Raw genomic sequence first — 14,415 nt, 5'->3', positions numbered from 1 at the left:
GTGGAATGCCAGTAGGGAGCGCTACGGGCTTGACCGATCGAGTCGGTGTTGGGGGATCGCCTTGGAGCAGTGGGCCAGGCGCGAGGACCGGCGGCTGCTATCCGGCCGTGGCCGGTTCGTCGCGGATGTGGCGGTGCCGGGTTGCCTGGATGCGGTCTTTGTCAGAAGCAGGATCGCTCACGGTGTCGTGCGCGACGTGGACTGCGCGGCCGCCCGAGAGGTGCCGGGAGTGGTCGGGGTGTGGTCGGCGGCGGATCTGTCCGGGCTACCCGCGTGTGCGCACGCTGCCGCGCGCCTGCAGGATCTGCCGCCGGTGCCTCATACGCTGCTCGCGAAGCTGTCCACCGCTGAGGCGGTCGCCGGACGTGAGTGGCCGGCGTTGGCGAAGGACCGGGTGCGGTATGCGGGAGAGGCCGTCGCGGTCGTCGTGGGAGAGGACCGCTACCGGGCCGAGGACGGAGCCGCCGAGGTCGCCGTCCGGATCGATCCGCTGCCGGCCGTGGTGACGCCCTCCGCCGCCGCCGACGACTCGGTTCTGCTGTTCGACGGGCGGAGCAACACCGCGTTCCGGGGAGAGGCCGGGACACCGATCGATGAGACGGTATGGCAGGAGGCGGCCGCCGTCGTCGAGGCCCGCTACCGCCAGCAACTCCTGATGCCGACGCCGATGGAGTGCCGGACGATCCTCGCCGTCCCCGAACAGGACGGGCGGTTGACGGTGTGGTCGGGGCATCAGATGCCTCACCGGCTGCGGAGTGAACTGGCGGCGCTGCTGGGAATGCCAGTCGACCGGATCCGCGTGGTGGTGCCCGATACCGGCGGCGCGTTCGGTTCCAAGAGCGCGGCGTTTCCGGAGTTCGTCACGGTGGTCTACCTGGCGGTGATGCTCGGGCGGCCCGTGCGCTGGATCGAGGACCGTCTGGAGTCCATGACGGCCGCCACCCGCGGGCGGGGCCAGGACCAGCGGGTCCGGCTCGCCGCCGACGCCGACGGGCACCTGCTCGCCTACGAACTGCAGATCGACGCCGACGTGGGTGCCTACCCTCATCTCGGGGTGGGCCTGCCCATGCAGACGGCCTGGATGGCCACCGGGCCGTACGCCACACCGCGGGTTCACGCCTCCGTGCGCTCAGTGCTGACCAACACGATGGTGACCTACCCGTATCGCGGTGCCGGCCGGCCGGAGGCGACGATCGCGTTGGAGCGGTCGATGGACCTGCTGGCCCGCCGACTCGGGCTCGACCCGGCGGAGTTGCGGCGACGCAACTTCATCCCGGCCGATGACGTCCCGTACCAGACTCCCACCGGCCGGTGCTACGACAGCGGGAACTACGCCGCCGCCCTCGACCTGGCGTTGGAGACCATCGGCTACGACACGTGGCGGGCCGAGCAGACACGCCGCAGGCATGACCCGTACGCCCTGCCGCTGGGCATCGGCCTGTCCTGCTACGTGGAACGCTCCGGCGGAGAACCGGGGGGACTGCACGACTTCGCCGGCATCGAAGCGCACGAGGACGGCACGATCATCGCCCGCTGCGGCGCGGCATCCAGCGGGCAGAGCCATGAGACGACCTTTCCCGCACTGGTCGCCGCGACCCTCGGCGTCGACGAGAGCCGGGTACGGCTGATCGAGGGAGACACCGACGCACAGCCCGAGGGCCTGGGTTCCTTCGCCAGCCGTTCGGCGCAGGTCGACGGGGCGGCCCTGCACCACGTCTCCGCGCTGCTCATCGACCTGGCACGCGAGCGGGCCGCGGACTTGTGGGGGATGCCGGTCGAGGAGGTGGAGTGGTCCGACGGCTCGGTCCACCACATCCGGGACGGCTCGGCCGCGATGGACGTGGCGGAACTGGTCAAGGCCACCGGACCGCTCAGCGTCGACGACCGGTTCGAGTCGGGCATGGGCTTTCCGTTCGGCGCCCACGCCGCCGTCGCCGAGGTCGATCCGGAACTCGGCACCGTCCGCGTGCTACGGCTGGTTGTCGTGGACGACTGCGGAGTCGTGCTCAACCCGGCGATAGTACGCGGGCAGGCATTCGGTTCGGCCGTCCAGGGGATCGGCCAGGCCCTGTACGAGGGCATCCCGTACGGCGACGACGGCGTGCCGCTGCTGGCGGGCGGCCTGCTGGACTACCTTCTGCCGACCGCGACCGAGGTCCCGCCCATCGAGGTCAAGGAGACCCGCACCCCGAGCCCGATTACGCCGCTGGGTGCCAAGGGGGCGGGTGAGTCGGGCTGCATCGGCACACCCGCGGCGATCGTCAACGCCGTGGCCGACGCGCTCCAGATCGCCGACCCCGGTCTGCTGCAGATGCCGCTGACCCCGGACGTCGTGTGGCGCGCGGCCCGAGCCACGAAGTACGAGGGGGCCCGTTGAAACCCGCAGCCTTCGACTACGTCGCACCTCGTACCGTGGACGAGGCCCTGAACGCCCTCGGCGACACCCGGCGCGACGTCCGCGTCCTCGCCGGCGGCCAGAGCCTGATCCTGGAGATGCACCTGCAGCGGATCCGCCCCGACCTGGTGGTCGACATCAACCGTGTCGCCGGGCTCGACCGCCTGAGCGTGAACGACGGCACGGTCGAGATCGGCGCGCTGGTCCGCCACGGCGTCTTCGAGTCCCCGCAGGCTGTGCCGGGTCCGCTCGGCAGGCTGTTCGCACTCGCCGCCGTCAACATCGCCCACCCGCCCATCCGCGCTTGCGGCACGATGGTGGGCAGCCTCGCCTGGGCACATCCGGCATCGGAGTGGTGCGCGATCGCCCTCGCGCTCGACGCCGCGATCGAGGTACGCAGTACCGGCGGCGCCCGCGAGATCGCGGCCCGTGACTACTTCCGCGGCCCTTTCCAAACCGCGCGCGCACGAGACGAGCTCATCACCTCGGTGCGGTTCCCGCTGCCCGCAGACGGCACCGGGGTCGGCTTCATGGAGCACCGGCGGACGCATTTCTGCTTCGCCCAGGTGGCCGTTGCCGCCGCGCTCAGCGCGCAAGACGGACTGATCAGCGACGCGAGGATCGGCCTGGTCAACTGCGCCGACCGGCCGATTCGGGCCCACGCCGCCGAACAGGTCCTGATCGGCCGCGAGATCACCGTCCCGGCGGTCGGCAACCGGCTGCCCGGCGGCCACCCATTCGCCCGCGCCGGCCGGATCGCCGCCGACCAGGACGCCGCTCCTCTCGCCGAGCCATACGCCGACCCGGAATACCGGCGGCAGGTCATCGCCGTCCTGGTCGGCCGAACGCTGCGCCAAGCGGCCGAGGGAGTCCTTCAGTGAAGATCACACTCACGGTCAACGGCGACGACTACCCGCTGGATGTCGAGCCGCGACGCATCTTGGCCGATGTACTGCGCGAGGACTGCCGGCTGACGGGTACACACCTCGGTTGCGAGCACGGCGTCTGTGGGGCCTGCACAGTGCTGGTGGACGGCAAGGCCGTACGTTCCTGCCTCATGCTTGCCGTACAGTGCGACGGCCGGTCAGTACGCACCGTTGAAGGCTTGGCGGGGCCTGACGGCGAGCCGCATCCGCTCCAACGGGCCTTCTCCGCCGAGCACGCCCTGCAGTGCGGTTTCTGCACACCGGGCTTCTTGATGGTGGCGGCAGGCGCCCTGGAGGCCGACCCCACTATCGGCGACGATCCGGAACGGGTACACGGCCTGGTCGAGTCCAACATCTGCCGGTGCACCGGCTATGAACCCATCCGGCGGGCGATCATGCGCGCCGCGGCCGAGTCGGCCTTCGCGGACCCCTCAGGCGGAGGCGAAGAACCGGCGGCCGGTGGCCGTCCCGAGTTCTGACCGCTCAGCCAGGTTGATCCCCATCTCCGACAGCCTCACCAGGTGAATCAGTCGCTGCTCTTCCCAGTCCGCCAGCCGCCGGGCGGGAAGGTCGTGACCGGGTGCCCATCCGCGCATGGCCGCGGCGAGGCCGGCCGCGTCACCGAACGCCTTGGAGGTCCCGGAGGCGGTGTGCGGCCGGACCGTTCCGGCGGCGTCGCCGATCAGAGCCGCATGGTCGGCGACCATCCGAAACGGCCGAAGGTCGAAGACAGGCTGCATGAAGACCTCACTGTGGCGCACGAGCTCCGCGAACGGCGACGGAAGCGATGCCTCCGCCGTGGCATTAACCTCCGCGACGACGTCCGGACGCATCTCCCCAGGCGGCAGGAAGGTCGTGAACCGCCTTCCGGACCGGCTCGCAAGCAGCCGTGGAACGTCGCGCTCGAGCACGTTCGTGTACCACACCCAGTTGACCCGCCTGGAGCCCACAGCCAGCTCACCGCCGGGACCAGGGACCAGGTAGCACAGCATCTGCAGGCCGTCCGCGCCGAAGAACGTGAACCGGTCCGCCAGCAGGTCCAGAAGGCCACCGGGCAGGGCCGACTCCGGTTCCAGCCCTCGCCAGGCCACATACCCGGCGTACGCGGGACGCGCGGCGGAATCGAGCAGCCGCCGCGTGGCCGAGCCGATCCCGTCCGCGCCCACCAGGAAGTCACCCTGAGCCGTGTAGCCGTCAGCGAACTCGGCCGTGACGTCAGAACCTTCCACCCGGACCCGTCTAAGGGCACTGTCCAAGCGGTAACAGACCCCGGCGAGGGGTTCCCGCAACGCCCGGTAGAGAGTGTCCCAGGCCGTCATCAACTGCGGGGCCTCATACCTGTCGGGACTGCCGTGGATGTGAAGCTGCTGGCGCTCACGCAGTTCGACACTCACCGACTCCGCGGACATGCCCAGGCCGACCAGCAGCGCCTCCACCTCCGGCTGCATGACGATCCCAGCGCCACGGGCCTGCATCCTGCCCGCCGACCGCTCGTACACGACAGTCTCCGCACCGACCGCCCGCAACTCATGAGCCGCTGCCAGCCCCCCGACGGACCCACCGATGATCAAAGCCTTGAACGATTCCATCGGACGCATTGGATACCCTTCCCTGCCCGCAAAATCCGGCAGGTCTTTTCTATACTCGCGCGTCCCTGCGTTCCCCTTAATTCAGCGCGACCAGAGCCGAAAACTGGGTGTTGACCTGCGGGTAGACGAAGAGACACGCCGGGGTGGCATGTCTCCAGGGAATGGGTGATCGGCAGGGCGATGAGGCGGGCGTGAGCTCGATGTGGCAGGTCTACCGCCGATCCGGCTGCACGATCTCCGCCATGGTGCCGTCTCGCTGATGCTCGCTGCCGGCATTGTCGTGGCCGAGGTTGTGGGATGGAGAACCGGGAAGGTGTGGTGTCAGGAATCGAGCTATGCGGTCTGGCTGTCCACCCTCATCCAAGGGAACCGATCATGTCCACTCCCGTGGTTCTCGTTACCGGCGCGCTCACCGGCATCGGTCGCGCCGTGGCCGTCGCCTATGCTCGCGAGGGCGCGAATCTCGTCGTCTCCGGCCGGCACGAGGACGTCGGCGTCGAACTCGCCGATGAGCTGGGCAAGCTCGGCGCGCAGGTCGCGTTCGTCCGTGCCGACGTGCGCAGCAACGAGGACATGACCAACCTCATCGACCGCACCGTTGAACGCTTCAGCCACTTGGACATCGCGTTCAACAACGCCGGCACAGAGGGCGCACCGGGACCCGTCACGGATGTCACCGACGAAAGCTACGCGGCCACCTTCGACACCAACGTCCTGGGCACGTTGCTGAGTATGAAACACGAGTTCCGCGCCATGCGACCTCAGGGCGGTGGGAGCATCATCAACGTCAGCTCCACCTACGGGCTGATGGGCTACCCCAACTCCGCCCTCTACGTCGGTAGCAAGCACGCCGTCATCGGCATCACCAAGGCGGCGGCACTCGAAGGCGCCGCCCACGGCATCCGCGTCAACGCCATCGCCCCCGGCTTCACCCAGACCGGCATGTACGAGAGGTTCACCGCCGGCGACGACGTCCGCGAGGCCGTCAACTCCGTCCTGCCCATGCACCGCCCCGGCACCCCGGAGGAGATAGCCGCGGCCGTGCTCTACATCGGCTCCGACAAAGCCTCCTACCTCACCGGGCAGACCATCGTCCTGGACGGCGGCCTCACGGCCGGATGGCCCCTCTTTTCCACCGGCTGACCTTCGCGAAGCGACGCGGCGACGATCGGTGAAGCCCGGCTCCTCGCTCCGGCTCGCGGCCCCTTCGCGGACCTTTAGGTGATCCGTCAAGACGCGGCGGAACGGAAGATCGCGCGCGCCAAGCGAAGCCTGGCCGAGGCCACCCGCGCAGACGGCCCCGCCCGCGTGCGGACGAGGCCATCTGGGTGTCTGGCGCTCCCTAACAGGCCGGCTCACCGGCGGACGCCGGCACCGGGGCGTAACCGGCGGCCCGGGTGGTGAAGTCTCCCTGGCCCTGGGTCCGGCTGCGGAGGCGGGTCGCGTAGCCGAAGGTCTCGGCCAGCGGCACGATCGCGGTGATCACGACCGTACCCGCTCTCGCGGTCGAGCCCGAGATCCGGCCGCGCCGTGCCGCCAGGTCGCCGAGCACTCCGCCGACGGCGGCGGCGGGCACGGTGACCGTGACCTCGGCCACCGGTTCCAGCAGCACCATCGCACTGGCGCGCAGTGCCTCCCGCAGTGCGAGCCTGCCGGCCGTCCGGAACGCCATCTCCGAGGAGTCCTTGGGATGGGTGGCTCCGTCGGTGAGCGTGACCCGCAGTCCGGTGACGGGGTGGCCGCCGATCGGGCCCTCAGCCAGGGCGTCCCGGCAACCGGCCTCCACCGCGCGGGCGTACTCCCGCGGCACCCGTCCGCCGACGACGGTCGAGTGGAACAGGAAGTCCACTCCGCCGCCGTCGTCACGGACGAGGTCCGGGGTGGCCTCCAGCGGCGCCACGTCGAGGACGACCTGGGCGAACTGGCCCGCGCCACCGTCCTGCTTGACGTGCCGATACACCAGCCCGGACACCCCACGCACCATCGCCTCCCGGTATGTCACCCGCGGGCGGCCGACGATCGGTTCCAGCCCATGGGTACGGCGGATCTTCTCCACCGCGACCTCCAGATGCAGCTCGCCCATCCCCGACAGCACCGTCTGACCGGTCTCGGCGTCGGCCCTGACCACCAGCGAGGGATCCTCCTCGACCAGCCGCGCCAGCGCCGAGGCCAACCGCCCGGTGTCGGTGCTTCTGCGAACCTCGACGGCCACGGAGACCACCGGAACGGCCGTGCTCGGCGGTTCGAGGACCAGCGGCGCCGCGGGTGCGCACAGCGTGGCTCCCGCGCGGGCCGTCTTAAGCCCGATCACCGCGACGATGTCTCCGGCCACCGCCCGGTCCACCTCGGTGTGCCGGTCCGCCCGCACCCGCAGGATCCGGCCGATCCGCTCGGTGCGCCGCGCGCCGGCGTCCAGCACCGTGTCTCCCTTCTCCACCGTTCCCGAGTACACGCGCAGGTAGGTCAACCGCCCGGTGGCGGTCGAACTCACTTTGAACGCCAGTGCGGCGAACGGCGCCGCCAGGTCGGCGGCGCGCTCCTGCTCCGTGCCGTCCTGGCTGCCGCGCACCGCCGGCATGTCCAGAGGCGAGGGCAGGTAAGACACGACGGCGTCCAGCAACGGCTCGATCCCGCGATTTCGGTAGGCCGATCCGCACAGCACCACCACGCCCTCACCCGTACGGGTCAGGTCGCGCAGCGCGGCGGCGAGAGTCCGTTCGGAGATCGCCGACTCCGCGCAGAACTCCTCCAACGCGATCGGGTGCAGTTCGGCCACCGCCTCCTCGAGGAGCCGGCGGCGCCGGCGGGATTCTTCCCGCAGGGAGTCCGGAACCGGACCCTCCTCGCACGTGCCGCGGCCGTCGGCCCAGACGAGCGCCCGCATGCGCAGCAGGTCCACCACTCCGACGAACCCGTCCTCACGCCCGATCGGCAGCTGGACCACCAGCGGGGTGACGTGCAGTCGCGTGCGGATCGACTCGACCGCGGTGTCGAGATCGGCGCCGGCGCGGTCGAGCTTGTTGACGAAAGCGATCCGCGGCGCCCCGTACCGGTCGGCCTGCCGCCATACCGACTCGCTCTGCGGTTCGACTCCGGCGACTCCGTCGAATATCGCGACGGCGCCGTCGAGTACCCGCAGCGAGCGCTCCACCTCGTCGGAGAAGTCGACGTGGCCCGGGGTGTCGATCAGGTTGATCCGGTGTCCGTCCCACGCACAGCTCACCGCCGCGGCGAAGATGGTGATCCCACGATCCCGCTCCTGGGAGTCGAAGTCCGTGACGGTCGTCCCGTCGTGGACTTCGCCACGCTTGTACGTGGTGCCGGTGACATAGAGGATCCGCTCGGTGATGGTGGTCTTGCCGGCATCGACGTGGGCGAGAATGCCCAGGTTGCGGACATCGGCCGGCGTATCCGTGAGATGGCGGTGCAGGTTGGCGCGCATTGCCTATGACCCTTCGAGATGGTCCAGATGGGGAAAGCGCGATTCCCGAGCGAAAGAGCCTGATGCGGTGCCACCGCATCAGGAGATGCCCGGCCGATCAGCTCGGCACGGGGCAGACGCAGGTCAGATTTCCGCCGGGGACATCCGGTGCCGGCCGCGCAGCCGACACCAGGCCGGCGAAGACACCAGGAGCACCTCATACCGTGACGCGGGGATGACCTCAGCGGTGCGGTAGCGCACGGCCGGCTCCTCTCCCTCGTCAATGCGCACGTCGTGGCGGCGCGTCGTTCGCAGCGAGTGTATTGAGATCAGTGCCCGCGAGAGAACTGGTTTTTTGACGGCGAACCCGGTGCTGCGGGCCCTCGCCATCCGGTCGGACTCCCCGGCGGTTCCCGCGAGCCGGGCGGAGCGGCGGACTCTATGGGAGCGCCAAGGGGATCCCGTCCGCCGCCTGCCACAGGCTGCTCGCCGCCGTGGCGGTCGGGTCACGACTGCGCCGGCTGAGGTTTCAGAAACAGCGGGAGAGGGTCTTCTTCAATCAGATGACGAGCCCAGGCAGGTGACTCCCGCCTGACAGCATCGATCGCTCTGCTGGTGGGGCGTCCGACTCCCTGGGGGACCTGTTCGAGGGGCACGTCGAAGAGCTCCGCCCACTGGCGACGCCAGCCCAGCCGTCGCCGGGCCAGCCGGGTGGCGCGATTGTCGGCGTGGCGGCGACGGCGGTCGGCTTCCGCTCTGGCTGCGGTCTGCGACTGCAGCCAGAGCGGGGTGTCACGCAGCAGTCGCTCAACGTTCTCGGCCGACCACCGGCCGCTCTGGGGACGCAGGAGCCGGATCACCTCGACGGGAAGGTCGAAGAGCTCCGCCACCGATGTGTCGGACAGACGGGAGGCCACCCGCGCGGCCGCGTCGACGGCGGCTTGTTCGTCCCGGTGGCGCCGGAAGGCCGCCTCGGCGGCTCGGCGGGCTTCGGCGAGAGCGGCCTCTCGCAGCTCTTGATCCGCCCGAGCTTGCAACAGCCAGGAAGGCGGCGCGGCGAGCAGCTCATCGAGGGAGGAAGCGAACAGATGATCTCCAAAGCGTTGGAGATCATCTGGTACCTGATCGATGGGCACGCCGAGTTTCCGCTCGGCTTCGTGCGGCGAGATCAGGAGTGCGATCAGCTCCGTCGCCCGGGCGAGCAGAGCGGTGAGCATCGCCTCCAACTCGGCAGGAGTCAGGCGAGCCTGGCGTAGGGTCGCGACGAGCGGGGGGATACGCGGGTCCACGATGAGGCGGAGCCGTCGCAACGGGCCAGGCCAGACACTGGCGGCTGTCATCAGCGCCGCGGCCCAGATCAGCACGTCGACCCGATCTCTGTCCAGCGCGGGCTTGGCGCTTCCAGGCTTGCGGGCCTGGTGCGGGCCAGGGGCCACCTGGCAGGCGGGCGGTGTCGTAGCGCCATGGCGATCGGTGAAGTTCAGCACCCAGGAACTCGGCCGGGGCCACAAAAGATCATGCTGCGACCAGGGTTTCGGCTGGCGAGCAAACGACGAGCAACCATCGTGATCAACGCGGGGGCGTGGGGCATCGGCGAGCTGACCGCCGAATGAAGAAAGCCCAGGTCAGTGATATCGACCTGGGCTTCTTGCACGTGCGCCGCCAGGGACTCGAACCCCGGACCCGCTGATTAAGAGTCAGCGGTTCGCCCTGTCATCCCGTGCCGGCCACCATCACACCGCACCGATTGATGCCGGTCGGTACGGCCGTCGCCCGGTTTGCGTGCCGCCCAAGGCCATGCCGTGACATCCCATTCCACGGCATCCGAGCAACCACCGAGCAACCACACTGAGCGGCGATCAGGCATGGGAGCCAGCATGACCCTTCTATGACGTTGGCATTTCAATCTGCCCGTTGGGCCGTGGCCAGATCTTAGTGATGGTTTCCGCGAGTTCAGTGGAGCGGGCCATGATCGCCTCTTTTGTCCATGTGTCCGGGTGCCTCGCCACTATCTCCGCGTTCAGCTTGAGGGTGGCGTGCCAGAGAAGCAGGCTCCGCTTGCCCGGCACTGGCTTGAGCTCTTCACCCTCTTCGGTTTGCGCCTCGGAGTCCTTCCATGGCCGGTTGGAGAGCTTGGGGTTCAGCCGCTCGTTGACCAGAGTCAGATTGCCGAGAGTCTGCACAAGGCGGTCCCTGCGCTGGCGTGCAGCGTGGTCCGCAACGTCATCTCCCCAATACTGCTCCCAACTTTGGGGCATCACATGCTCGATCGTCAGGGTTCCTCGGGGGCAGTGCTCATGTTCAGCCCACTTTCCGCGACGATCGTCTTCGAGCGCCTCCAGAACCATCCGCAACCGCGTCTGGGTGAGGTCCTTGTACAGCCGAAGCGTCTGCATGGCTTGAATGACTTCCGGATCCGAGGGCCAGTAACCCGCGTTCGCCGTGGCGGTCGAGAGGACGCGCTCGGTGACGTCCCCGGCCACCTCCGGTCCATGGCGATCCAGTGCTTGCAGAAGATCGACAAGGATGCGGCTGTAGCTCTTCGTGGACAGCTTGCACAGCATCCGGCGGACCAACCAGCTCTCCATCGCCCCCAGAGCCTTGAGGCGCTGCGCTCTGCTCATCTTCTCTTCCGGCCAGCGCAGGACCCACAGCAGGAATGGACCGACCACCGCTGTCTCCATGATGCGGATGACGCGGTAATAGAAGGTTCCCTCCGGCGAGTCCCACGGGAGGTGCTCCAACTCGGCATACACCTTGGCGTCAGAGGCAAGGTCTCGCATCACCTCCCATGCCGCCAGTTCAGAGGTGCGCACATGATCCCGGAACTCGCTAAAGACCCGGTCTGCGGGCACTTCGCGGAGCCGCTGCATGGTGAGCCAGTACTGGAAGAAGATGTCGACATAAGGACGATAAAGCCGCCCTTGCCGCACATTCCGGCGCCAGTGATCGGAATCGAAAGGTTTCCAATACTGCACGTACAGACTCTTGAGGTCTTCATTCTGGGCTGTGGCCAACTGGAAGACCAGGTTCTTGATGAGGTCGGCCGCGAGAAGTGGCGTCCCCCGATGGTTCAGCGTCTCGAAGATGACTTGCGCATTGTCACCAGGCTCGAGATCGATCACCACGAGCTTGAGGAAGCTGCGCAGCGCATGGGTCAATGCCGTTACCCGGCGTTTGCAGTTGTCCGGGTCACCATCCGGATCTGCCCACGCCGTCAGCTCCGTCACGAAATACCCGTGAGCCTGGGCAATCCGGCTTTCCGCAAGCTCCGCTGGGATTTCCCGCTCATTGTCCATGACCACTCGGAACGCGTCCTGGTCACGATCGGTCGGCCAGACCTTGAACACCTCGTCAGGGTGCTGGGCGAGGCCCTTGTGGTTGAGGACCAGCGTCTGCAACGCTTGAGCGTCCATCTGCAGGCCATGCCGCTCGGCCACGAGCTGAGCGGCGTCGAGAAGGATCTGCAGGGTCGTCAGACGCTGCTGTCCGTCAATGACGTGCCGGGTCGGAATGAACGCCGTCGGAGACCACTGCTGCTCCAATACGATGGCGCCGAGGAAGTGCGGAGGAATCGGCTCGGTGTTGTAGGGCCCATTCTTGGCTTCCAAAATCTGCTCGGCGACGGTGCGGACATCGTCCCACAGCGGCTCCCACTGATCATTCTTGTTCCAGACATATGGCCGCTGAAAGAGTGGGATCAGGTATCGGATATCGCTACCAAAGATCTCAGCGGGGGTGTGGGTATCCGCCTTCATGAGCCCTCACACTTCCGATCGGGGGATATCGCTGGAGGATTTGTTAATTTTTACCACCGAGGCATCGACCTGCGCCACATCCGCACTAAGACGCAACCGTCGAGGATGCCATCATTCGCATCAATATCCAGCTTGGGCGCAAAATAGCATCATTTCTAGCAAATAGGCACACAACTTACACATCACGATCCTCCCGAAATGGCCTATATCGGTAAGAACGAGCTCGCGTTACCGTGCCAGGAGAGAGCAAGTTCCTCGCGGGCTCGAGTGCAGGCAACGAAGAGCAGGCAGCGTTCCCGCTGAAGGTCCTGGTGATGGGCGATCACATCCTCATCAGCGGGAGTGATTGCTGACGTGGGCGGAACGGTGTGCTCGCTAACGCCGATCACCGCAACGCACCGGAACTCCATCCCCTTCATCCGGTGCATCGTGCCGACCCCGATCTCGGAATCTGTGTGTTTCTTCGCCAAGGAGGCTGCCGGAATGCCCGCTGCCTTAAGCTTGGCGACAGCCTGGTCGGCCACCATGTTCGATCGTGCGGCGACACCGATGCGACCGGGTTCCACTCCCTGGTCGAGCCAGCGGGTGACGGTCTTGACGAGATTGTCGAGCTCGCCCTGCTGGGTTGTGAAGCCCACCCTCTGAGGCTCCGCGCCATGGATCTCAGAGCGATATCCGGCCAGCGTGTCCAGATCACCGTTCATGTCGTCGACGCGCTCACCATGCAACAGCCCGAGGCTCCAGTGCAGGATCTCCGCCGTCGTCCGATAGTTGATCTTTAATCGGGCGGACCGGCCCGCGATGTCGATGCCCAGCTTCTTCAATGAGACGCGATAGTCGTAGACCCGCTGGTGGGTGTCGCCCGCCAGAAACAGGTCGTCCCGGCCTCGGGTCGTCGCGGCGCGGAGAAGCCGCCAATGCCATGGACTGAGGTCCTGCGCCTCGTCCACGATCACGTGCCGGTACGGCTGTCGCTCGCTGGCCTCAAGCAGCCGGATTGCTTCCAGGCAGATGGTTTCGTACGTCCACACCTTGTCGGCACGGAGACTCTCGGTGAAGGCCGAGACGGCTTCCCAGACCTGCGCCTTCTGGAGATGCCCCAGAGCCTTTCCCCGCCCCGGGCGGCGCGCCTGCTGGTAAGCCTCCAGTGAGGTGATGTCCTGACTAAGGATCACCTGACGCCACTCATGACCGAGAAACGCCTCATCGAACCGTGATGGCAAGCCGAGTCGCCGAATGACCCGGGTCCAGCGTGCCTTCTCCTCCTCGGCCCGCAGTACGGCGAGGCTGCCGGAACCCCCGGTGACGAGACGGTAGGCGACCCCATCGATGTGCCTGATCTCGATTCGATTCAGCACCGCTTCGTCATCCACGAGCTCGCGTAGCGCGTCCTCTATCGTGGAGGGCAATGTGCGGATGAAGGTGGTGACCAGGACGGCCCCGTCCTGGTTGGCCCGCCCGGCCAGATGCTTCGCGCGATGGAGCGCGACGACCGTCTTGCCGGTTCCCGGTCCTCCCGTCACTCGGGCGGGTCCGCCGAAGGAACCGTGAGCAGCATCCCGCTGAGAAGGGTGCAGGTAGATCCGCCAAAGGGCGAACGGCTTCGCAAATGCCTCCATCAGCTCATCGGGCCCATTGACCAACAGGACCTGCTCGGGAGAGCGCTCAACCGCGGCGGCCACGTCCTCAAGGTCGATGTGCCGCAGATCATCAGCGGGGGACGGCAGGCTGGCCCATACCTCGTCCACTGTCATGCCGGAGGCAAGACCGACGAGCACATCGTGCTGCTGCTTCGGCAAGAACGTCTGCGCCTTGTCGAGTTGGTCGTCACTGTTGAACGTGCGAGCGAACGCGAGCACTTGAGCATCGACCCCCAAACGCTCCATTTCGGCGTCCTTAACACGAGAAAAGAGCGGGGCCAATTCCTGAGGCTCAGCAATAGTGGACTCCGCCTGCTCTTCGAGGGTCACTAAGTCACGCAGCTCGATGACACCCGTGGCCGTGTTCACCGTGACGCGTCGCCGCTTCGCCCAGTCGTACGCCTTGTCATGTGGCAGCACGTTGAGCAGGACGTATAGATCACCCCTCTCCGGAGCAAGCACGACACCTCGCCAGAAGTCTGTGATGCGAATGGTACGCATTCGACCATCACGGGCGTTTTTTACCGGTTCCAGATGCAGCCCGGCGTACGTGGCCTCCTCGAACTTCGAGAAGGCCTCGATGACCTGGTCCTGAACGGGCTTCTCAAGTCGCGAGAAGTGACGAAAGAAGTCCCGATAGACACCCAGCCGCGCCATGCCGCACCCTCCACAAATCGCCAGGTCGC

The 14,415-nt window shown here is 67.3% G+C and carries 9 protein-coding genes and 1 tRNA gene; 4 read left to right on the top strand and 6 right to left on the bottom strand.

The window, feature by feature from the left end:
• The first annotated feature begins 61 nt into the window (after positions 1–61).
• The 3 genes from AWQ71_RS20735 to AWQ71_RS20725 are packed head-to-tail and all read left to right on the top strand — an operon-like array spanning position 62 to position 3,800.
• Positions 62–2,377, top strand: a complete 2,316-nt coding sequence (locus AWQ71_RS20735; RefSeq protein ID WP_174550740.1) for a xanthine dehydrogenase family protein molybdopterin-binding subunit — start codon at positions 62–64, stop codon at positions 2,375–2,377.
• On the top strand, positions 2,374–3,276 hold the full coding sequence (locus AWQ71_RS20730; RefSeq protein WP_067135680.1) for an FAD binding domain-containing protein: 903 nt from the start codon (positions 2,374–2,376) through the stop codon (positions 3,274–3,276). Before AWQ71_RS20735 ends, AWQ71_RS20730 begins: the two co-directional genes overlap by 4 nt.
• Positions 3,273–3,800, top strand: coding sequence for a (2Fe-2S)-binding protein (locus tag AWQ71_RS20725; RefSeq protein WP_067135678.1), 528 nt, complete (start codon positions 3,273–3,275; stop codon positions 3,798–3,800). Before AWQ71_RS20730 ends, AWQ71_RS20725 begins: the two co-directional genes overlap by 4 nt.
• Here AWQ71_RS20725 and AWQ71_RS20720 read toward each other — a convergent pair.
• Positions 3,753–4,910: an FAD binding domain-containing protein gene (locus AWQ71_RS20720; protein ID WP_218001887.1), complete on the bottom strand. Its 1,158-nt coding sequence runs from the start codon at positions 4,908–4,910 to the stop codon at positions 3,753–3,755. The two genes, AWQ71_RS20725 and AWQ71_RS20720, sit on opposite strands and share 48 nt — an antisense overlap.
• 375 nt (positions 4,911–5,285) lie before the next feature.
• Here AWQ71_RS20720 and AWQ71_RS20715 point away from each other — a divergent pair, with 375 nt between their 5' ends.
• A complete protein-coding gene (locus AWQ71_RS20715; RefSeq protein ID WP_067135674.1) occupies positions 5,286–6,053 on the top strand; it encodes an SDR family NAD(P)-dependent oxidoreductase in 768 nt (255 codons plus the stop codon).
• A gap of 199 nt (positions 6,054–6,252) precedes the next feature.
• Here the strand turns inward: AWQ71_RS20715 and fusA are convergent, their stop codons facing one another.
• The 5 genes from fusA to AWQ71_RS20685 all read right to left on the bottom strand — a co-directional run bounded on the left by fusA (position 6,253) and on the right by AWQ71_RS20685 (position 14,386).
• Positions 6,253–8,352, bottom strand: coding sequence for an elongation factor G (gene fusA, locus AWQ71_RS20710; protein ID WP_067135673.1), 2,100 nt, complete (start codon positions 8,350–8,352; stop codon positions 6,253–6,255).
• A gap of 485 nt (positions 8,353–8,837) precedes the next feature.
• Positions 8,838–9,818, bottom strand: coding sequence for a hypothetical protein (locus tag AWQ71_RS20700; RefSeq protein WP_157570463.1), 981 nt, complete (start codon positions 9,816–9,818; stop codon positions 8,838–8,840).
• Positions 9,819–9,986: 168 nt separating this feature from the next.
• Positions 9,987–10,073, bottom strand: a tRNA-Lys gene (locus AWQ71_RS20695).
• A gap of 144 nt (positions 10,074–10,217) precedes the next feature.
• Positions 10,218–12,089 (bottom strand): DUF262 domain-containing protein, encoded by a 1,872-nt coding sequence (locus AWQ71_RS20690; RefSeq protein WP_067135667.1) that lies wholly within the window; start codon positions 12,087–12,089, stop codon positions 10,218–10,220.
• 203 nt (positions 12,090–12,292) lie between these two features.
• Positions 12,293–14,386 (bottom strand): UvrD-helicase domain-containing protein, encoded by a 2,094-nt coding sequence (locus AWQ71_RS20685; RefSeq protein WP_067135961.1) that lies wholly within the window; start codon positions 14,384–14,386, stop codon positions 12,293–12,295.
• Positions 14,387–14,415: the final 29 nt, after the last annotated feature.

Origin of the sequence: Microtetraspora malaysiensis, from assembly GCF_001528665.1 — a bacterium.
GTDB lineage: Bacteria > Actinomycetota > Actinomycetes > Streptosporangiales > Streptosporangiaceae > Microtetraspora_A > Microtetraspora_A malaysiensis.
The sequence above is the reverse complement of the archived record's forward strand: the minus strand, read 5'-3'. Positions and strand labels throughout refer to the sequence as shown.

What these genes read in the sequence shown, in the direction of transcription:
- AWQ71_RS20720 (WP_218001887.1), bottom strand. Translation starts at nt 4,910, where the DNA reads ATGGAATCGTTCAAGGCTTTGATCATCGGTGGGTCCGTCGGGGGGCTG.
- AWQ71_RS20715 (WP_067135674.1), top strand. Translation starts at nt 5,286, where the DNA reads ATGTCCACTCCCGTGGTTCTCGTTACCGGCGCGCTCACCGGCATCGGT.
- fusA (WP_067135673.1), bottom strand. Translation starts at nt 8,352, where the DNA reads ATGCGCGCCAACCTGCACCGCCATCTCACGGATACGCCGGCCGATGTC.
- AWQ71_RS20690 (WP_067135667.1), bottom strand. Translation starts at nt 12,089, where the DNA reads ATGAAGGCGGATACCCACACCCCCGCTGAGATCTTTGGTAGCGATATC.
- AWQ71_RS20685 (WP_067135961.1), bottom strand. Translation starts at nt 14,386, where the DNA reads ATGGCGCGGCTGGGTGTCTATCGGGACTTCTTTCGTCACTTCTCGCGA.